The organism is Acidimangrovimonas pyrenivorans (assembly GCF_042643245.1).
Taxonomy (GTDB): domain Bacteria; phylum Pseudomonadota; class Alphaproteobacteria; order Rhodobacterales; family Rhodobacteraceae; genus Acidimangrovimonas; species Acidimangrovimonas pyrenivorans.
The window spans coordinates 780,429-800,694 of the sequence record NZ_JBHRSK010000004.1; the positions used below are offsets into that span (position 1 = coordinate 780,429).

Sequence of the window (20,266 nt, forward strand, 5' to 3'; positions counted from 1 at the left end):
ATGCACGGGGCCAGGAGAGACCGGGGCATGAGGGGGAAACCTTCGCCACCGGGCTGGGTCAGCTGCGTGATGCCCGCCGAGCCGATCGCGATCGGCTCGGATTTCCTCACCCCCTGAGGTCGATGCAGGGAGAACCGGAAGGGGCGCTGCGGCGCCCTTTCCCACTTGCGGTTGGCAAGATCGCCGGCTCTCACCCGATGATGAGGTCGTTCACCAGCAGCGCGGGATCGGAGATCCCCGTCACCGTCAGCACATCGCCATTGCCGAAGTCGAGCACCACGCTGTTGCCATCGGCATGAGCATAGTTGGCGACGATCTGGCTCGCGCTCAGGGAGCCGGCCCAGAGGTCGCTGTGCAGCTTGGCCTGATCGACATCGTCGACGAAATCGACGACGCGGTCCTGGCCATAGCCCTTGCCGAAAACGAAGCTGTCGACCCCGGCGCCGCCGGTCAGCACGTCACCGCCCTTGCCACCGTCGAGCAGGTCCGCGCCACCGCCGCCGAACAGCTTGTCGGCGCCGGCCGCACCGAGGATCCTGTCCTGACCGTCGCCGCCGTTCACCGTATCGTTGCCGGCCCCGCCATTGAGCGTGTCGTTGCCGCCCCCGCCGAATACCTTGTCGAACCCGGCGCCGCCGACGATCCGATCGTTGCCGGCATTGCCGTTGAACAGGTCGGCGCCCGCGCCGCCGTTGATCGTGTCGTTGCCGCCGCCGGCAGTCACCGTGTCGGCGCCCGCCGCACCGCCCTGGGCATTGTCTTGGAACAGGTCGGCCCCGTTGCCCAGGAACGCCTTGTCCTTGCCGTTGCCACCGTTCACCGTATCGTTGCCGGCCCCGCCGTAAAGCGTATCGGCGCCGTCGCCGCCAAACAGGGTGTCGTTGCCGCCGCCGCTGTTGAGCAGATCGTTCCCCTTCGCGCCCTTCAGGATATCGTCTCCGAGGTCCGACATGAACTGGTTGCCGGCACCGTTGCCGGTCAGTCTCGCGTCGAAATCGCCGATGACCGTGAAGCCTTCGGTGTGGATCTCATCCCGCCCGGTCGTGGTTTCGACCGCGCCGGCCGCGCCGGTCGCGGCGTTGTAGAACAGGGTGAAGGATTGCGGGGTGGCCTGGCTCAGGTCGGCGATGGTCATGTCCTGGCCCGCATCGCCGAAGATCGTGTCGCTGCCCCCGCCGCCGCCCAGGTGGAAGACGTCATTGCCGTCGCCGCCCCTGACGAGGTCGTCTCCGTTGCCGTCGCTGATATCGTCGGCGCCGTTGTTGCCCAGCAGGGTATCGTTGCCATCCGAGCCTTCGAGCCGATCGGCCCCGGCGCCGCCGACAAGCCTGTCGTTGCCGCCTTCGCCTCTGAAGCGGATGCCCCCCGCCACCCCGGCTGCGGTCATGACATCGCCCTTGTCGGTGCCGCGCACTTCGTCGATGCCCGAAACCACGTCGGTATAGCCGAACGTGTCGACGATCGTCCCGGCCTTGAGATCGGCATGGATCGCGTTGCCCGGGCTGCCGTAATCCGTCTCGTAGCCGTAGTTGAGCGCATCCCAGCCGCCGCCGCCCCGGATCGTGTCCGCGCCCCCGAGGCCGGCAAAGCCCTCCCAGCGGTCGGCGTTCGATCCGCGAATGAGATCGCCATCCTGCGACCCTTCGAAATACTGGATATAGGTGAAATGGTCATTCACCCGGCCGTCGCCGCTGACCGCGGTCCCGGTGCCGTTCGCCCCGACTTTCACGGTGACGCCCCCGACCCCGGACAGATCGCCATAGGAGATGTCCGTGCCTTCGTCGCTGGCATAGAGCCCGGCATGGCCGATAATCGTGTCGTGACCGAGGCCCGGCCGGATATAGTCGCCGTAGCCCTGAGAGGCGACGGTGCCGCCCGACGCGTCGATCCGGTCGTTGCCGTCGCCGCCCTCGAGATGATCGCGCCCGCCGCCGCCGACCAGCGTGTCATCGCCATTCCCGCCACGCAGCGTGTCGTCGCCGCCAAGCCCGACGAGCCGATCGTTGCCGTCCCGCGCCTCCAGCAGGTTGCCGGCCCCGTCGCCGATCAGCACGTCGTTGCCCGACCGGGTTCCGCGGATTTCCTCGACCCCGTAAAGATGGTGAGTGAAGGCATTCCCGTCCCAATTGCCGGTCGCCTTGTGCTGCGCCAGGTTGACGTTGAGATTGTCGACGCCCGACCGGTCATAGCGCACCTGGTCCCAGCCGGCGCCGGCATGCAGCGTGTCATTGCCGCCACGCAGGATGAAGCGTTCACTGGCGTCGCTGCCAGTGATGTTGTCATTGAAATCGGTTGCGCGAATCTCGAGCCAGCCACCGGCCTGGCTCACGTTCAGCGTATCGGTATAGCCGAAGCCATCATTGGCGATCACGCCGGTCGCCAGATTGACGACCGCCCCCTGGTTCGCCTCGGAGAACCAGCCGTTCAGCAAGTCGATCCGGAGCCAAGATGACAGCGTTAGATTGTAGGTGTCAGCCCCGCCTCCGCCGTTGATGATGAGTGAAGTGCCCGAGCCTGCATTCACCGTGAAGGTATCGGCGGAAGTCGTTCCGAAGATGTTGAACCCGTCGGTCATGTCGCTCAGCACGTGGCTGACATCGACGATGGTGTCGGTGCCGCTGGCCTTCTGGACCGAGGCGGTATTGGCGGCGCCGTCGATCACCGCGGTGACGCCGGAACCCAGGTTCATGTAGGACAGCGTGTTCCATCCGTCCCCAGCCGAGACGGCGGAATAGACAATCGTGTCGTTGCCTTCCGACCCGCGGATCTGGTCGCCGCCACCGTAATCGGTCGCACCGGCATTCAGCCGATCGTTACCGCCGCCGCCGTCCAGCGTATCCCAGCCGCCAAGCCCTCGGATCGTATCGTCGCCCGCCGTTCCGAGCAGACTATCATTACCACTTGTTCCAATGATCAAGGCCATCGCAATGCCCCCCAATAGCCAACGGAAAAGTAGATTTATGTAAATTAGATTCACGATATGGTGTGTATTGCGGGCAGTCAACGGGGCTCTTCCGGGCCAATGCCGTTGATGATTCACATCATGGAATCAAAGCGATAGACTGGCATCATGGGCATTCCCGCCCCTCCGACCGACAAGACGAGGAACAGGCAGAGGGACGACGAAGCGGTCGTTCGCGACATCGACCTCGAACGCCCCCCCAGTGGCTCGACGTCACATTCGTCCATCGCTCTGACCTGCCCTCCTTCGCCCCTTCCCGGCCTGCGCTTCGGTTCGCCCGGCACTTCGGAGTCCAACAAGGCACAGTCGGAAACGGCCGCTCTTTGCCGTGAAGATCTCAGCCCCGTGGCGCCCCCGGCGAAACGCAGGGGCCGTGGCAGGAGGGGGCTCGGACTGTCTCGCTAGTCGGTTACGCTAGTCGGTTTCGGGGGGCTGCAGGCAGCGGTAATAGGCTGCCCGCGTCAACTGGGCATCGCCACAGCGCCGGAAGGCTTCGAGATCGCCCAGATAGCTGTAGTTGACATAGGGATTGACGAGATACCGGCCCTCCTGGCTGCGGAAATTGCCGAACCGGTCGATCTCGCCCTCGAGATCGGGATGAACGGCGAGGATCGCGTCCTTCAGCATGTCGCCTTTCAGGAAGTTGTCCGGCAGCTGATCGAACGGGCCGTCGAAATAGTTGTTGTTCTCGACGTTGTCGGCATAGACGCCGATGAGGATCTTGCGGTCGAGGTAACGGTCCCGGTAGAAGGCGAAGCCGGTGCGCATGCCGACCAGGATCGACGGGTCGCCGTCGCTATAGGCAAGCAGGTCCTCGGCCTTGGGTCCGGCCTCGTTGAGGACGAACATGAACCGCCTGTCCCGCTTGTGAAACAGCAGGTAGAACTGCAGGCCGGATTCGTCGAAAACGGGCCCCAGGTATTCCTCGCCCTCCCCGATCTGCCCCGGCGGCGGCTGGACATCGCCCAGATCGTTGAGGGCGAACAGCGTGCTCTTGCCGTTGAAGGTCACCCGGTAAAGCAGGGCCGCGACCTTCTCAACCGTGACGCCATCGGCCCGCGAGAGCGGCCGGTACCGGGTGAGAACCTCGCCATTCCAGCTCTCCAGCTTGTTGAAATAGGCGAAATGCAGAATGCCGGCGTCGCGGTCCTTGACGTCCAGCCGCATGTTGCCGGCATAGGTCAGCCCGCCATAGCCGAAGGTGAAATAGAAGTAGTTCTCCGTCGGGTAGACCCGGACCCGGTCCGGCAGCGACGCGAAGACATGGCCGAAGACGCCCATGATGTCGTCAATGGCGAAGCTGGGTTCGGCGCTGACGGATTCGACGTAGTCCTGGTTGCAGACAACGCCGTTCGTGCAGGCCGTGGCGGCCGCGGCTGTCGTGGAGAAAAGCAGGACGATACCAGCCAGAGCGGGCAGTATCGTGGTGAGGGTTCTGTTCATTTCTTCCAAGGCCTTTCAACCTGGCGATCACTGGTTCCTGTTGCGGCAGCGCCACCGCGTCTCCTGCGCCCCTGCGCCTTGCCACCCGTGCAAGGCAAAGCGGCCCTACTTGCTCTTCTCCACATCTATCCGGCTCGTTCGCGGGTCGTGCTGCGCCGATTGGTAGATACGGTGGAAGGTCGACAGCGCGGTGCTGTGCACCTGGCGCTCGCGGGTGGTGCGGGAATCGTGCTGCGCCGACTGGTGGCTGCGGTGGAAGGTCGACAGCGCGGTATTGTGCACATCGCGCTCGCGGCTGGTGCGCGGGTCGTGCTGCGCCGACTGGTGGCTGCGGTGGAAGGTCGACAGCGCGGTATTGTGCACATCGCGCTCGCGGCTGGTGCGCGGGTCGTGCTGCGCCGACTGATGGCTGCGATGGAAGGCCGACAGCGCGGTGCCGTGCACCTGGTGCTCGCGGGTCGTGCGCGGGTCGTGCTGCGCCGACTGGTGGCTGCGATGGAAGGCCGACAGCGCGGTGCCGTGCACCTGGCGCTCGCGGGTCGTGCGCGGGTCGTGCTGCGCCGACTGGTGGCTGCGATGGAAGGCCGACAGCGCGGTGCCGTGCACCTGGTGCTCGCGGGTCGTGCGCGGGTCGTGCTGCGCCGACTGGTGGCTGCGATGGAAGGCCGACAGCGCGGTGCCGTGCACCTGGCGCTCGCGGGTCGTGCGCGGGTCGTGCTGCGCCGACTGGTGGCTGCGATGGAAGGCCGACAGCGCGGTGCCGTGCACCTGGTGCTCGCGGGTCGTGCGCGGGTCGTGCTGCGCCGACTGGTGGCTGCGATGGAAGGCCGACAGCGCGGTGCTGTGCACCTGGCGCTCGCGCGTGGTGCGCGGATCGTGCTGCGCCGAGCGGTGGCTGCGGTGGAAGGCCGACAGCGCGGTGCTGTGCACCTGGCGCTCGCGCGTCGTGCGCGGATCGTGCTGCGCCGAGCGGTGGCTGCGGTGGAAGGCCGACAGCGCGGTGCGGTGATCCGGAATGCGCAAGCTGGTCACCGTGTTATGCAGTCCCGAGCCCAGGGTGCGGTGGAAGATCGAGAGCGCCGTGCTGTGGCTTTGCCACCGCCGGGTGGTGCGCGGGTCGTGGCGCGAGGAGGTCCAGCTGCGGTGGAACAGCGACAGCGTCGTGCGGTGCAAGGAAATCGATCGCGTGGTCACCCCGTCATGCATCGACGAGCGATAGCGCAGGTGGAACGAGGAAATTGCCGGGTTGTGCAGCGTGACCGGGCCGCTGGTGCGCGCATCATGCATCGCCGAGACGTAGCGGCGGTGGAAGGCGGAAAGCTGGGTCAGATGCGCGGGCGGCGGCGGGATGTCGATATCCGCATAGGCGCAGCTGCGGTTGTTGGACTGGACCGCGTCGCCGCCGCGCAGCCCATCGGGGCCGAACAGCGCGCTCAGCAGCGCGTCGGAGACTTCGCCGCTCTCCGACAGGCCGAGGCTGCGCTCCGCGGCGCGGATCGCGGCACGGGTGCGCGGCCCCATGATGCCATCTGCCAGCCCCGGGTCGAAACCGCGAGTGGCGAGTTCAAGCTGGACCACCCGCAACGGGTCGCGCCCGCCCCGGCCGAGCCAGCCAAGCTCGACGCAATTGCGCACCCGGGTCGTGGCGATGTTGCCGGGGGCCAGGAACTCGACATCGAGCATCAGTTGCGCGCCGGGAGCGAGCGGCGCGCCCACGCTGTAGCAGACGACGTGCGAGGTGCCGCCGGCGCAGCGCCACCGGCCGTGGGCGGCGGCGCGGTAGCGCAGGGCGCCGGTGACGTCGTCGGACAGGACGATCGGGCCGGCATAGGGCGTCGAGCCGGTATTCGTCACGGCGATCCGGAAACGGCACAGCTGATTGGGACCGCAGCCGGCAAGCACGCTCTTGGCAACGCCCAGATCCGGCACCGTCGTGCTGGCGGCGGGCTCGCCGGTCGCGGCTTGGTAGATCTCGACATCGCCGACCTGACCGGCGGCGAGCGGCGCCGTCGTCCGGCCGAGGCCGATCATGTAGGAGGCATCGGGCCCCACGGAGGCCGGTCCCGGGCCGGAAACCGTCGGCGGGGCAAGGGCATCCGGGGTGATCACGGCCACCACGGCGGCCAGCGGCGCGCCTTGGAGTCCGGTGGTCGGGCGCGGATCGCTGCCGGTGCCGCCGCGGAGGGGACAGGGCGCCCCCGTCGAGCAGAGCGCATCGCCGGTCATCCACACGACCGTCTCCGGCGCGTCCTGGTCGAGCTGGCCGGCGGCGGAATAGCCGAAGCCGAGGGCGACGCCGCCGGCCGCGCCGGCGCGGAGATAGGGCGGCCCGAGCGCGCCGCGGGCGTCATAGCCGACGTCGAGCCGTCCCTGCGCGGCCCACATCCCGTCCTCGCCGCGCGCGAAAGCCAGCACCCGCGCGCCTCGCGGGGACGTGGCGGCTCCCGCGCCCGGCTGCGCGGCGCCCCTGAGCCCGCCACGCTCGGCGACAAACATCACGTCGTCCTGCGAAAAGGCGATGTCGGTGACCGGATGGCTGGCCCCGTGCGCTTGCCTGTCCTGCGGCATCACGAAGAACGGCGGCAGGTCGAATTCCCGCCGCACGCTCTGCAGATCGAAGCTGCCCGCCTCGTCGAGGCCAACCGACCAGATCGAGTTCTGCGCATCCTCGGTGGCCGGGTCCCATTGCGGGTTTCCGAAGCCCTGCGCGCCCCAGACGGCGTAGTAGAGCCGCACCTCTCCGGTTTCCGCATCCGTCTGCACGCCGAGCCCGTAGACCCGGCGGCGGAAGTCGGCGATGTTCCAGCAGGCGGGCTGGGCGTTGAACCGCGCCGCCGCCTGACCGGCGGGCCCGGTTCCGCAATCGGCGATCCGCGCGGCGCTGGCGGGATCGAAGGGAACCACCTCTCCGACCCGGTACTGCGCCGAGGCGCTGTCGAGGTAATAGGCCCGGCCGTCGACGCCGTGGTCGAAGTGATCGAGCACCGTGCCGCTCGCCGCGTCGATGCGGTAGATCATGCCGTTTTCGAGATCGGAGACGAAGAGCTGGTCGTTGCTGGCGTCGAAGGCGATATTGCCAAGCCCGACGCCGCTGTTGGGCCGGCCGTCGAGGGCCAGAGCTGCGAATGGCTCGGGCCGGTAGCCATTGGCCGCGCGCAGCCGGTAGACGGTTCCCGGCCCGCCGCCGCGGCCCCACATCCCGGCCATCCAGCCGCTGTTGTCGGGCGCCCGATAGAGCCCGAAGGCCGAACTGGCGGCAAGGTAGATCGTGGGCGGGCGGGCCCCGTCGATGGCGATGCCGAAGACCTGGCCGCTTTCGCGCGCCGTCACGTCGAGCGTGAGCGGCACGTCGTCCCACCGGCTGCCATTGGCGGCAAAGCCCGGGGACGACAGGTCGAGCACCCGCAGCACCTGCCCCTCCGGATCGAGGACGGGCGCGCCGGAGGCCGGGTCGCGCTTGACGCCGGAAAAGCTCGTTACCACGGCGGCACCCTCCGGAACGTCGCCCTGCTCGGCCATTGCCCCGTCGCCGAAACCGATCAGCGCAGAGGCAAAGGCGGCAGCGGACACCGCGGCAGGCAGGCGCCGCGGCCGCCCGGGGGCCGCGCAGGGCCGGCTGCAGGAAATGGACAAGAGAACGCGGGACCAAACCGTCCCCAAGCGACTAAAATCAATCAATACGATCGCCTCCTCGACCGTCCTAATGTCTGCAAGTCTGCGCCGCTTTGGGTTTCTTTTCAACTGGCGCAGCCCGGGCGTGACATTCCCCCCGCTGAACCGCTTGTCGGGTTGGACGATTCAGCCAGACGGAATTCCTCGCATCCGGAGCATGGCCTCGCCGGCCCGGCGATCACGGGAGGCCGGATCGCCGCGGACCCGTTTCATGCCTCCCATGCCGCAACCGGCCTGTCGGGGGAAACGCCCCGGGCGTTCAAGGCCAGGGCGGCTCTTGCGGCTCAGCCGAAGTGCCCGGGAAAGGCGAGCGCCAGATAGGACAGCACCTGTCCGTGGGCCGCTTCACGGCTGAACTTGGCCGGATACATCAGGATGTTGAGCCACAATCCGTCGAACAGCCCCTCCAGGGTCAGGGCGACGCCTTCGCCGGAGAGACCGGGATAGCCGCCCTCGCCGATGATCTGCCGGCACAGCTCGGCGCAGACCTCCTGACGCTCCATGTCGATCTCGGAGGTGATCGCGCGATAGGACTTGCGGTGCCTCGCCTCGCCGAAGAAGGCGAACCAGACCGACAGCTTCTTGCGGTTGCAGATGCGCGGGTGGAACTGGGCGTCGATCAGGGCCCGCAGCTTGTCGGCCGGGCCCAGATCGGGCCGCGTCAGCGCCGCCAGCCACAACGTCCGATGTTCCTCGGCCAGGAATTTCAGGGTTTCCGAGAGCAGCGCCTCCTTGCTCTTGAAGTGGAAGTTGACCAGCCCGAGCGACAGCCCCGCCTCCCTGGTGACGGCGGTCAGGGTGGTGCCCGAGATGCCGTGCTTGCTGATCGAGCTGACGGTCGCGTCGATCAACTGGCGGCGTCGGGTTTCCGGCGGCGCGGTGCGGGGTTTCTTGCCGGTCTCTGTGTCGTCCATCAATCCATCCATTGAATGGTCATTCAATCAATTTCTTGATTTCCGGCCCGCGTCAATCCAACAATTTGATCAAATCGCGAATCCCTCAGCCGGAGCCGACCATGCCCCAGACCCTGCCCAGCCACGCCCAGACCGTCATCATCGGCGGCGGCTCGATCGGCTGCAACACGGCCTATCACCTGACCAAGCTGGGGATGACCGATGTCGTCGTGCTCGAACGCGATCAATTGACCAGCGGCACCACCTGGCACGCCGCCGGGCTGATCGTCGCCGGGCTGCTCAAGTCCGAGGCCGAGTGCGAGATCTACACCCATGGCCGCGATCTCTATGCCAGGCTCGAACAGGAGACCGGGCTGCCGACCGGCTTCCGCGATGTCGGCTACCTGCAGATCGCCTCGAACGCGGAACGGCTGCACGAGATGCGCCGGCTCGCCCCCTTCATGCGCCGGCACGGCATCAACATCCATGAGATCTCGCCGCAGGAAACCGCCGCGCTGTTCCCGATCGGCGATCTGTCCGACATCCTTGCCGGCTTCTACATCCCCGAGGACGGGCGGGCGAACCCGGTCGACGTGACCATGTCGCTGGCCAAGGGGGCCCGGATGGGCGGGGCGCGGATCTTCGAGAACACCGCGGTGACCGAAATCCTGGTCGAGAACGGCACCGCGACCGGCGTCCGCACCGCGACGGGCGAGACGATCACCGCCGAGACCGTGGTGGTCTGCGGCGGGATGTGGTCGCGCCAGCTGGGAGCGAAGGCGGGGATCAACCTGCCGCTGCAGGCGGCCGAGCACTACTACCTGATCACCGAGAAGATCGCGGGGCTGAGCCGCGACCTGCCGGTGCTCGAGGATCCCAGCACCTACACCTATTACCGCGAGGAGGTCGGCGGGCTGATGCTCGGCCTGTTCGAGCCGGGCGCGGCGCCGTGGAAGCTGGACGGCATCCCCGAGGACTTCGCCTTCGGCGAGATCGAGCCCGACTGGGACCGCGTCGGCCCGCATCTGGAACGGGCCTACAGCCGCGTGCCCTCGGCACTGAATGTCGGCGTGCGCAAGCTGTTCTGCGGCCCGGAGAGCTTCACCCCCGACCTCGCGCCGCTGGTCGGCCCGACGCCGGAACTGCGTAACTGCTATGTCGCCTGCGGCATGAACTCGCTCGGCATCCTCAACGGCGCCGGCACCGGCAAGGTGCTGGCGCAGTGGATCGTCGACGGCGTGCCGCCGGTCGATGTCACCGCGATCAACGTCAACCGCTTCACCAAGAACGAGGCGACCCGCGCCTTCCGCCGCGACCGCGGGCCGGAACTGCTGGGCAAGATGTTCGGCCAGCATTACCACAACGAGAGCTTCCGGACCGCGCGCAACGTCAAGCGTTCGGTGCTCCATGACCGGCTGAAGGCGGCAGGCGCCTGGTTCGGCGAGAGCCACAGCTGGGAACTGCCGGACTGGTTCGCCCCGACGCCGGAACAGGCGCAGGTCGAACGTTACAGCTGGTTCCGCCAGAACTGGTTCGACTGGCACGCCGCGGAGCACCGCGCCGCGCGCGAGGACGTCATCCTGATGGACATGTCGTCGATGTCGAAATTCTCGATCGAGGGCCGCGACGCCTGCGCCCTACTCAGCCGGCTGAGCTGCAACGACGTCGATGTCGAACCCGGCCGCGTCACCTACACCGCCTGGGTCAACGAGCGTGGCGGCTTCGAGGCCGACCTGACGGTGACCCGGCTGGCGGCGGACAAATATGTCGTCGTGGTCGGCGAGAACAGCCACGGCCATACCGAGATGCGGATGCGCCGCCATATCGGCGCCGACGAATGCGTGGTGATTACCGACATCACCCCCGGCATCACCCAGATCAACATCCACGGCCCCAAGGCGCGGCTGCTGATGGAGAAGGTCAGTTCGGCCGATCTTTCCAACGATGCCTTCCCCTTCATGACGGCGCAGGAGATCGATGTCGGCTATTTCAACGTGCTGGCGCTGCGCGTCACCTATGTCGGCGAACTGGGCTGGGAGCTGCACGTCCCCAGCCTGCACGCGGTCCAGGTCTACGACCTGCTGATGGCGGCCGGGCAGGAGTTCGGGCTGCGCAATGCCGGGATGCAGACGCTGGGCTCGCTGCGGCTGGAAAAGGCCTATCGCGATTTCGGCGTCGATATCGACAATACCGACAACCCGATCGAGGCCGGCCTGGGCTTTGCCGTCAAGCTCGACAAGCCCGGCGGCTTCATCGGCCGCGACGCGCTGGCCGCGATCAAGGCGCAGGGCGTGCCCAAGACCCGGATGCTGCAATTCCTGCTCAAGGACCCCGAGCCGCTGCTCTACGGCAACGAGCTGATCTATCTGAACGGGCAGGAGGTCGGCCACCTGCAGGTCGGTGCCTATGGCCACACGCTGGGCGGCGCGGTGGCGATCGGATTTGCCGAGACCGACGCGCCGCTGACGGCCGAGATCGTCGATACCGGCGACTGGGAGATCGACGTCGCCGGCGAGCGGATCAAGGCCGTCGCCTCGCTCAAGCCGCTGTTCGACCCGAAGATGGAGCGGGTGAAATGCTGAGCCGCGCCCCGCGCGACAACAGCCCGTACGCGCGCTTCTGGCAGGTGCCGCGTCGTATCGGCATCGCCGGGCTGCGCCCCCGGCCTTTCCTCGGCCAGGGCGTTCCCGCGGAATGCGGCGCCGAGGCACCACGCCGGCACCGCGATCCCGCCCCGGCAGGACAGGCTAGCCCCCCATCAGGACGCGGGCGGCATTCATCAGCACCTTCGGATCGAGGTCCGTGCGCGCGACCGGTGGCGGCGGGTCGATCCGGCCGGTCAGGCTTGCCACCGCCGCACGTGCCGACCGCACCGAATATTCCACCGTGAAGACGCAGTCCCGGGGCTGTTCGCAGAATTGCCCGATGACCGCGAAGTTCCGCGCGCCGCTGGGGCGCAGGTCGGGACGGTCCCCGGGCAGGCGCGGCATGAACTGGCTGGTGATGTAGGGCAGCCGGCAGGGCCGCACGCGGGCGCCGCTGAACCAGGCCTGCTGCTCGGGCGTCAGGCGCAGATGCCCGAACAGCTCGGCCAGGATCTCGTCACCGGTCGCCTGCCACATCCGCTTGTCGACGAAATCGCCCGGGCGGTCGCCGCGCAGGCCATAGCCCCAGAAGACGTAGGTGCCGTGCTTCTGGCCGCGGAAATGCGGCTGGTGGAAGAGGACGATGGAGAGGATCCAGCCGGAATCGGCGAAGGTCACGAGCCCGCCGGTGCCGGTCCGGTTGCCGGTGAAATCCTCCATGAACTCGAAGAAGTCGGGCCCATCGAGCGTCACCGTGAAGGAATGCCACGCGGTCTTGCCGGTATCGCTGCAAAACGCCTCGGGGCGGCCGAAGCCTTCGTGCGCCGCCGCCAGCTTGCGCCAGAGCGCCCAGGCCCCGCCCTCGCGGTCCTCCATGCCCGGGGCGCGGTCGTTCGATCCCGTCGCCGAGGCGTCGGTCATCGACCCCAGGGTAAGGTAGACCTGGTCGGTCTCCGCCACCGGCACCTCCTGGCCGCCGGCCAGCACCAGCGCGGCGACCCGGCGCTCCTGCCGCGTGCCCTCGATCCTGACGTCGATCACCTGCGCGGCGGTGGCGATCCGCACGCCCCGGTCCCGCAGCCATGTCAGGATCGGCGCGATCAGGGAGTCGTACTGGTTGTAGCGGGTGCGCAGGATGCCGGCGATCCGGGTGAAGCCCGGAAACAGATGGATGAACCGCCGCAGGTAGCGCCGCATCTCGACGGCCGAATGCCAGGGCTGGAACGAGAACATGGTCGACCACATCAGCCAGAAATTGCTGGCGAAGAAGCTGGGCTTGAACCAGTCCTCGATCGTCCGGGCGCCCAGCGCGGGCTCGGAATGCAGGATCAGGCGGTTGATGTCGACGATGTCCTGCGCGGTCAGCGTAAGCTCATAGCGGTCCTCGGCCGGCCGGCCGCCCCGAACGATCCGGCAATTGGCCGAGCCCGGCACCATGCGGTTGAAGGCGAAGATGTCTTCCGCCGCCGAAACGGCGGGATCGTTCGCCGACGGGACCGTCGCCAGCAGGTCGAAGGTGCAGGCGAAATGCTCCTCGAACATCCGGCCGCCGCGGACGAGATAGCCCGCCTCGGCATCCCCGGACCCGTCGAGCGATCCGCCGGCGACCCCCAGCTGCTCGTAGATGTGGATGTCCTTGCCGTCGACCGCGGCATCGCGCAGCAGAAAGACCGCCGCGGCCAGCCCGGCGATGCCGCCGCCAACGATGTGGTATTGTCCCCGTGCCTCGTCCATCGCCAACACGCCTTGTCCCGTTGCAGAAATCTCACCGCACTATGGCACAGCTCGTCCCTCGGGCGGCACGGCGAATTGTCGTCGTGCACGAAGTCATGATCTGCCGCTTGGCCGCGCCACGCCTCCGCCGACCCGCGGTCGGGAACTCGGGCGGTGCCGCCCCGCCGGTCGCGACTGGCGGCATGCGGCGGCTGCAGCGCAGGGAGAGCAGCGGCCGAGCGGCGACTCGCAAGCGGTCGCGTCGCCGTCCCGCCGCCCTGCCGTCCGCTCAGTCCCGCCAGGCGGGGTCCTCGCTGTCGAGCGTGGATTTCAGGTAGTCGAAGTGCCGCTGCGCCATGCCGCGATAGGCGCGCCAGCCCGCGGCCGTGTTCCGGGCGACCGCGTCGGACAGCAGCGCAAGCTCCTCGCCGCTCGACCGCGCGAGGATCAGGGTCTGGGCCGCCTTCTCGAAGAAGTAGAGGTCCTCGAAGGCGTCGGCGACGGTGTCGCCGGTGACGGTGACGCCGTGATTGCCCATCACCAGGACGCTGTTCTCGCCCATCGCCTCGACCAGGTGGGCACCTTCGGCCGCGGTGTCCGAGATGCCGCCGAAGGCCAGGTCGTAGCCGACGCGGCCGAAGAAGCGGGCGGTGTTGTTGTCGATCAGAAGCAGCGTCGGGTCCTTGAGGCAGGCCAGCGCCGTCGCGTAGGGCGAATGGCAATGCAGGATCACCCGCGCCTGCGGCAGCGCCCGGTGCAAGGCGCCATGCACCGCCCAGGCCGAGGGGTCGGGCGCGTCCGGCCCCTCCATCGCCACGGGGTCGTCGGCGTCGAGCAGCAGCAGGTCGCCGGCCCGGATGGTGGCGAAATGCTGCCAGCGGCGGTTCAGCAGGAACTTGCGCCCGTCCGCCGAGACCGCGGCGCTGAAATGGTTGCCGACGGATTCGCTCCAGCCGAAGCGGTGGCAGAGCCGGAAGGCCGCGGCCAGGTCCTGCCGCAGCGTGGCGCGGTCTCCGGCATCGGCGTCCGGGGCGATTGTCGTCGCGACGTTCATGCCTTGAACCTCCCTTCACAGACCAGCGCGCGGTAGGTCGAGCGCATCTCGGCGCGGTCGGCATAGGTGCCGCGCAGATAGCGGTCACCGCTTTCGGCGGTGTAGGCGGCGCGGCCATGGACGATGCGGTGGTTGTCGAAGACGATGCATTCGCCCGCGTTCAGGGTGAAGCGCATGACATACTTGTCGTCCTGCAGCAGCCTGCCGAAGCGGCAGAAGGCCGGATACCACCTGTCGAGCAGTTCCTGCGGCAGATCGACGAGGTCCAGCATGTGCTGGCTGATCGTCAGCCCCGCGACCTCGCCATGCTGGTCGAGCTCGATGATGCGCTGGTAGGAGCGCATGTCGTAGCTGTCGTGCTCGCAATAGAACGGGATGTCGGTCTCGGCCAGCAGCCGGAAGCCTTCGGGGTCGAGCGCACGGAAATCGTTGGCGGCGGCGACGCCGTCGCCGAACAGGTTGCGCCCGCCCTCGACCGAGTTGGCGCGCATGTGCAGGAACTGCACCCCGGGGGCATGTTCCTCGGCCGGCGTGTCGGTGTGCAGTTCCAGCGCCGACGCCGTGTAGGCGGTGTTGGTCGGGTTGATATGGGTACGGACGTCGAAATAGAGGCCGAAGAAGGTCGGCCGCACCTGCCCCATCAGCTGCACCAGCTCGGTCAGCGCCGCGTCGGTGTCCGGCATCTCGCCGACGACCGAGATGCCCTCGACCAGCATCGCCTCGAGCCAGGCCTGCCGCGCCACCTTGTCGGAGATCAGTTGCGCATGGGTGAAACGGGCGACGTCCGGGTAATGATCCCCGAACCAGGCCTTGCGCGGCAGGTCCGCCGGGTCGGGGCGGCGGCCGCCCTCGGCATAGGTTTCGAGCCAGGCGACGGGCATCCGCGTGACGTGCTCTTCGCCGTCCCAGTCGATCACCAGGGTGTCCGCTTCGAGATGTGCGGCGCGGGCCCTGGGGGCGGCCTCGAGGTGGAAGATGTCGAAGCTCCGCTCGCGGGTCTCGGGATTGAAGCTGGAGGGGCAGTTGTCCCGCAGCCAGTAGTAGTTGAAATAGCGCGCGCCCTGCGCGAGCGGCACCGTCAGGCCGGTATCGCCAAGGCTCACAACGGTTGGGGAAGGAGACAGGACATTCATGGGCTCTGGCCTCGTGTTCGCGGTCGATAATCGAAAGCAAACCGATTTGGCTTCGCGGAAAAAGCGCGATAAAACTATCGCTAAGTTAATCTATAAGTTTACATCGCCATGGACCGCCTGCCGCCGCTGCGCCTGCTGACGATCTTCGATGCCGTGCAACGGCTCGGCTCGATGCAGCTTGCCGCCGCCGAGATGAACGTCACCCGCCCGGCGGTCTCGCAGGCGATCCGGGCGCTCGAGGATCACGTCGGCGCCCGGCTCATGGACCGCGGCGTCAAGCCCGCCGTGGCGACCGAGGCGGGCCAGCGGCTGGCCCAGGCGACGCGGAGCGGCCTTGCCCAGATTGCCGACGCCGTCGAAGAGATACGGCACGCCGCGGGGTTGGCCGAGCGGCAGGTCACGGTCAGCTGCACCCTCGGCATGGCGACCTACTGGCTGATGCCGCGGCTGGCCGACTTCTATGCCCGGCACTCGGACATCATGGTGAACGTCCAGGCGCCCCCGTCCGACCTGCCCGTCTTCGCCACCGGGATCGACATCGCTCTGCGCTACGGCGCCAAGCCATGGCCGGACGGCGCAACCGAGCTGCTGTTCCCCGAGCGCATCTGCCCCGTCGGCACCTCCCGGGTCATCGCGCCGCTCGGGGGCGATCCCGGGCGGCTGCGCGAGGCCACGCTCATTCACGTCCGCGTGCCCCAGTCCTATGGCTGGGCGGGCTGGCCGGAATATCTTGCCGCGCGCGGGCATATCCGGCCAAGGGGGCAGAAGCAGGTCTTCGACAATTACATCCAGGCGGTGCAGGCGGCGCTGGACGGGCGCGGCGTGATGCTCGGATGGCGCTCGATCACCGCTGCGCTGGTGGCGGAAGGGCGGCTGGTCGACCTGCCCAACGGGGGCTGCGATTTCGGCACCGCCTATTGGGCGACCTGTGCGCCGGGCAGCCAGGACAAGCCTGCCGCCAGCGCCTTCATGCAGTGGATCAGAGAGGCGTCGCGGCCCGAACGGGGCGACTAGGCCGGCCGTCCACGCGGGGGCGCCGCATGGGCGGGGCACGGTGTGCACAGCCCTGTCCCGCCTTCGGGGGCCAGTCCTGCCGGCAACCTTGCCGGGAGACGCCCCGGGCAGGCGCCCCGGGAGACGCCCCGGGAGACGCCCCGGGCAGGCGCCGGGCCGCCGGGCCGCCGGGCCCGCCGCCCTCCCGCGCCCAGCCGGGATCAGCCGGGATCAGCCGTTGTAATCGGCGTCCTCGACCTTCTCCATCCAGGTCACGGCGCTGCCGTCGACGGCTTCCTGCACCGCGATATGGCTCATCGCGGTGTCGGGCGCCGCGCCGTGCCAGTGCTTCTCGCCGGCCGGGAACCAGACGATGTCGCCCTGGCGGATCTCCTCGACCGGGCCGCCCTCGCGCTGGACCCGGCCGCGGCCGAAGGTGACGATCAGGGTCTGGCCCGCCGGGTGGGTGTGCCAGGCGGTGCGGGCGCCGGGCTCGAAGGTGACCTGGGCGCCGGCGGCGCGGCCGGGCTCCTCGGCCTGGAACAGCGGGTCGATGCGGACGGTGCCGGTGAACCAGTCCTCGGGGCCGGCCATCGACGGGGCGGTGCCGGAACGGGTGATCTTCATGGCTTTCTCCTTGTCTATGGACCGCGCGGCTCAGCCGCGCAGTTTCTCGAAACGGTAAGTGAGGGCCGGGCCGCCGGGCTGGCCATAGGCCAGTTCGGCGGTGACCATGGCGAAGGGCTCGATGAAGCGGGCGGTGCGCAGGGCGCCGGCCTCGAGCGGTTCGAAGCCGATGTCGCGGATCAGATCGCCCGCGACTGCCCTGGCCCCGGCATCGTCGCCGCAGAGCAGGAGCTGCGGCGCCTCTCCCCGGCCCTTGTTGGCGAAGACCGGGGCCAAGCTCTCCGACGGGCTGGTGTTGAAGCACGAGACCCAGCGCGCCCGGGGCCGCATCCGCGCCAGTTCCTCGGCGCCCGACGAGGTGGCGCCGACGACGAGGTCGGTATCGGTCTCGTCGAGCGGCACGCAGCAGTTCAGCACCACCTGCCCCGCCATCTCGCCCGCCTGCGCCAGCACCTCCGCGACGCGCGACCAGTGCACCGCCAGGAGCAGCGCCTCGGCCCCCGCCACCGCCTCGGCCACCGTGCCCGGTGCGCCGCCGGTCTCCTGCGCCAGCCGCGCGAGCTTGGCCGGGCTGCGCGAACAGGCAAAGGTCACCTCGTGGCCGCAGGCCGCCCAGAGGCGGCCCAGCCCGGCGCCCATCCGGCCCGATCCGAGAATGCCGATCTTCATCTCGCCCTCCTTGCGGCCCGCGTGGCCGCATCGCGATGCCCCGCAACCTGACAGATCCGGCGCGGATCTTAATGCCAGAGTCGACCAAGCCACCCATGAGGGCCGCTCATCAATCCTCACCCCCGCGCGCGCAGCGCCTCCAGCACCACCCCGAAGGCCGAGGACGGCCGCTGCCGGCTGGGATAGTAGAGGTGGAAGCCCGGGAAATAGGGGCAGTAGTCTTCGAGACAGCTCCGCAGCGCGCCGGAGGCCAGGTGCTCTGCCGCCAGCCGCTCGGGGATCAGGGCAAGGCCATGCCCGTCCACCGCCGCCCGCATCACCGGGTTGACGGTGTTGAAGCAGACCTGGCCGCCGACCTTGACCTTGATCTCGTGGCCGTCCCTGTCCTCGAACTCCCAGGCATAGAGCGCGCCATGGGTCGACAGGCGCAGGTTGATGCAGCGGTGGCCGGAGAGGTCCTGCGGCGTCTTGGGCACCCCGGCGGCATCGAAATACTCGGGCGCACCGACGCAGATCATGCGCTCGTCCGGGCCGATCCGCATCGCGATCATGCCCTCGCTGACCTGGTCGCCGTAACGCACCCCGGCATCGCATTGCGCCGCGGCGAGGTCGGTATAACCGTAATCCATCACGAACTCGACGTTCACTGCCGGGTATTGCTTCAGCACCGGCGACAGCTTGGGCCAGAGCAGCGACTCGATGGCGTATTCGACGGCGACGATCCGCACCGTTCCGGTCGGCTGGTCGCGGTGGTCGTTCAGCGCCCGCAGCCGGGTCTCGATCATCTCGAAACAGGGGTTGAGCGTCGCCAGCAGGTCCTCGCCCTCCAGTGTCGGCGCGACCGAACGCGTGGTGCGGGTCAGCAGCCGCAGCCCGAGCCGCTGCTCCAAGCCCTTGATCGTGTGGCTCAGCGCCGATTGCGAGATGTTCAGCCGCGCCGCGGCGCGGGTAAAGCTGCGCTCCTCGGCCACGGCGGCGAAGGCAATCAGGTCGTTGATGTTCTCGCGCAGCATTGGGGGCCTCCGTCCGCCGGTCCGGCACTGTGCGCAGGATATATGCGCGTGGCTCATGAGGTCCAATGATTGTGCGGTGAGCGCCGGGGGCGCGGCGGGCGGCCCCGGCCCCGGATTGATGAATACCCGTCATGAGTGGCAGTGACGCGCGGGGGCTAATCCTGCCGGACCGGAACAGGCATATTGGCAGCACCCGGACGAAGGAGGCCCAGGATGCGCAGCTTGCTGATCTCGGCGACGGCAGCCGCCGCACTTGCCTGCGCCCCGGTCCGGGCCGAGACGGCAAGCGGAGAAGGGAAAGGCCCCGCCATGACCAGGATCGAGGTAATCGCCGGCGACACGGTTCTGTCCGCGACCCTGAACGACACGCCGACGGCGCGCGATTTCGCATCGCTGCTGCCGCTGGAGCTGCCCCTGAGCGACTACCACGGCACCGAGAAGGTGGCCGACCTGCCGCGCAAGCTCGACACCACCGGGGCGCCGGCGAGCTACGCGCCCGCGGCCGGCGACATCACGCTCTACGCCCCCTGGGGCAACCTCGCGATCTTCTACCAGCCGTTCCGCGATTCCGCCGGCCTCGTCCCGCTCGGGCGGTTCGACGCGCCGCTCGCGGGGCGGCTAGAGGACGGTCCGGTCCGCATCCGGCGGGCCGACTGACCAGCCCCCCCCAAACGCACCGGCACGGGCCGCCCCTCGGGGCGGCGCGACCGCGTGTTTCCAGATGACAGACGAAAGGACATCGAAATGACCGATACCATCACCGGAAAGGTGGTCATCATCACCGGCGCCTCCAGCGGCATCGGCGAAGCCACCGCGAAGGAAATCGCCGGCAAGGGCGCCAAGGTCGTCCTCGGCGCGCGCCGCGCCGACAAGCTCGAGCAGATCGCCGAGGCCATCAAGGCGGCGGGCGGCGAAGCCGTCTGGCAGGCGATGGACGTGACCAGGCCGGAGGACAACGACGCCATCGTGCAATTGGCCAAGGACAGCTTCGGCCGCCTCGACGCCATCTTCCTCAACGCCGGCATCATGCCGGTCAGCAACGTCTCGGCCCTCAAGACCGACGAGTGGAGACAGATGGTCGATGTCAACATCAACGGCGTCCTGAACGGCGTCGCCGCCGTCACGCCGACCTTCACCGCGCAGAAGTCGGGCCACATCCTCGCCGTCTCCTCGGTCGCCGGGCTCAAGGCCTATCCGGGCACGGCGGTCTATGGCGGCACCAAGTGGTTCCTGCGCGACTTCATGGAGTGCCTGCGGATGGAATCCGCGATGGAGGGCACCAACATCCGCACCGCCACGCTCTACCCGGCGGCGATCAACACCGAGCTCCTGAGCACGATCACCGATCCGGGCGCGGCCGAGGGCATGGCCGGGCTCTACCAGGCCTTCGGCATCTCGCCCGACCGCATCGCCAAGGTCGTCGGCTTCGCGCTGAACCTGCCCGAGGACACGACGGTCAGCGAGTTCACGGTCGGCCCGGCGAACCAGCCCTGGTGAGGCGGCCGGATT

The 20,266-nt window shown here is 68.4% G+C and carries 14 protein-coding genes; 4 read left to right on the top strand and 10 right to left on the bottom strand.

The window, feature by feature from the left end:
- Positions 1-190: 190 nt before the first annotated feature.
- The 4 genes from ACFOES_RS06630 to ACFOES_RS06645 form a co-directional block, all read right to left on the bottom strand.
- A complete protein-coding gene (locus ACFOES_RS06630; RefSeq protein ID WP_377832411.1) occupies positions 191-2,923 on the bottom strand; it encodes a calcium-binding protein in 2,733 nt (910 codons plus the stop codon).
- Positions 2,924-3,376: 453 nt separating this feature from the next.
- Positions 3,377-4,405 (bottom strand): hypothetical protein, encoded by a 1,029-nt coding sequence (locus ACFOES_RS06635; protein ID WP_377832412.1) that lies wholly within the window; start codon positions 4,403-4,405, stop codon positions 3,377-3,379.
- 105 nt (positions 4,406-4,510) lie between these two features.
- Complete coding sequence (locus ACFOES_RS06640) at positions 4,511-7,975, bottom strand: peptidoglycan-binding protein (protein WP_377832413.1); 3,465 nt, start codon at positions 7,973-7,975, stop codon at positions 4,511-4,513.
- A gap of 386 nt (positions 7,976-8,361) precedes the next feature.
- A complete protein-coding gene (locus ACFOES_RS06645; RefSeq protein WP_377832414.1) occupies positions 8,362-8,991 on the bottom strand; it encodes a TetR/AcrR family transcriptional regulator in 630 nt (209 codons plus the stop codon).
- A gap of 101 nt (positions 8,992-9,092) precedes the next feature.
- On the opposite strand from ACFOES_RS06645, the gene ACFOES_RS06650 reads away from it, so the two are divergent.
- Complete coding sequence (locus tag ACFOES_RS06650) at positions 9,093-11,552, top strand: GcvT family protein (protein ID WP_377832415.1); 2,460 nt, start codon at positions 9,093-9,095, stop codon at positions 11,550-11,552.
- Positions 11,553-11,717: 165 nt separating this feature from the next.
- On the opposite strand, the gene ACFOES_RS06655 is transcribed toward ACFOES_RS06650, so the two are convergent.
- The 3 genes from ACFOES_RS06655 to ACFOES_RS06665 all read right to left on the bottom strand — a co-directional run bounded on the left by ACFOES_RS06655 (position 11,718) and on the right by ACFOES_RS06665 (position 15,425).
- Entirely contained in the window at positions 11,718-13,289 is a 1,572-nt protein-coding gene (locus ACFOES_RS06655; protein WP_377832416.1) for an oleate hydratase, read from the bottom strand.
- 268 nt (positions 13,290-13,557) lie between these two features.
- Complete coding sequence (locus tag ACFOES_RS06660) at positions 13,558-14,322, bottom strand: class II aldolase/adducin family protein (protein WP_377832417.1); 765 nt, start codon at positions 14,320-14,322, stop codon at positions 13,558-13,560.
- Positions 14,319-15,425, bottom strand: a complete 1,107-nt coding sequence (locus ACFOES_RS06665; protein WP_377832418.1) for a TauD/TfdA family dioxygenase — start codon at positions 15,423-15,425, stop codon at positions 14,319-14,321. The genes ACFOES_RS06660 and ACFOES_RS06665 overlap by 4 nt, the downstream gene beginning before the upstream one ends.
- Before the next feature lie 138 nt (positions 15,426-15,563).
- Here ACFOES_RS06665 and ACFOES_RS06670 point away from each other — a divergent pair, with 138 nt between their 5' ends.
- On the top strand, positions 15,564-16,469 hold the full coding sequence (locus ACFOES_RS06670; protein WP_377832419.1) for a LysR substrate-binding domain-containing protein: 906 nt from the start codon (positions 15,564-15,566) through the stop codon (positions 16,467-16,469).
- Positions 16,470-16,679: 210 nt separating this feature from the next.
- On the opposite strand, the gene ACFOES_RS06675 is transcribed toward ACFOES_RS06670, so the two are convergent.
- The 3 genes from ACFOES_RS06675 to ACFOES_RS06685 form a co-directional block, all read right to left on the bottom strand.
- Positions 16,680-17,075: a (R)-mandelonitrile lyase gene (locus tag ACFOES_RS06675; RefSeq protein WP_377832420.1), complete on the bottom strand. Its 396-nt coding sequence runs from the start codon at positions 17,073-17,075 to the stop codon at positions 16,680-16,682.
- A gap of 30 nt (positions 17,076-17,105) precedes the next feature.
- On the bottom strand, positions 17,106-17,744 hold the full coding sequence (locus tag ACFOES_RS06680; RefSeq protein WP_377832421.1) for an NADPH-dependent F420 reductase: 639 nt from the start codon (positions 17,742-17,744) through the stop codon (positions 17,106-17,108).
- 116 nt (positions 17,745-17,860) lie between these two features.
- Entirely contained in the window at positions 17,861-18,757 is an 897-nt protein-coding gene (locus ACFOES_RS06685) for a LysR family transcriptional regulator (protein ID WP_377832422.1), read from the bottom strand.
- Positions 18,758-18,970: 213 nt separating this feature from the next.
- Here ACFOES_RS06685 and ACFOES_RS06690 point away from each other — a divergent pair, with 213 nt between their 5' ends.
- Both ACFOES_RS06690 and ACFOES_RS06695 read left to right on the top strand, forming a co-directional pair.
- Positions 18,971-19,414, top strand: a complete 444-nt coding sequence (locus tag ACFOES_RS06690; RefSeq protein WP_377832423.1) for a cyclophilin-like fold protein — start codon at positions 18,971-18,973, stop codon at positions 19,412-19,414.
- Positions 19,415-19,501: 87 nt separating this feature from the next.
- Positions 19,502-20,254, top strand: a complete 753-nt coding sequence (locus ACFOES_RS06695; protein WP_377832424.1) for an SDR family oxidoreductase — start codon at positions 19,502-19,504, stop codon at positions 20,252-20,254.
- Positions 20,255-20,266: the final 12 nt, after the last annotated feature.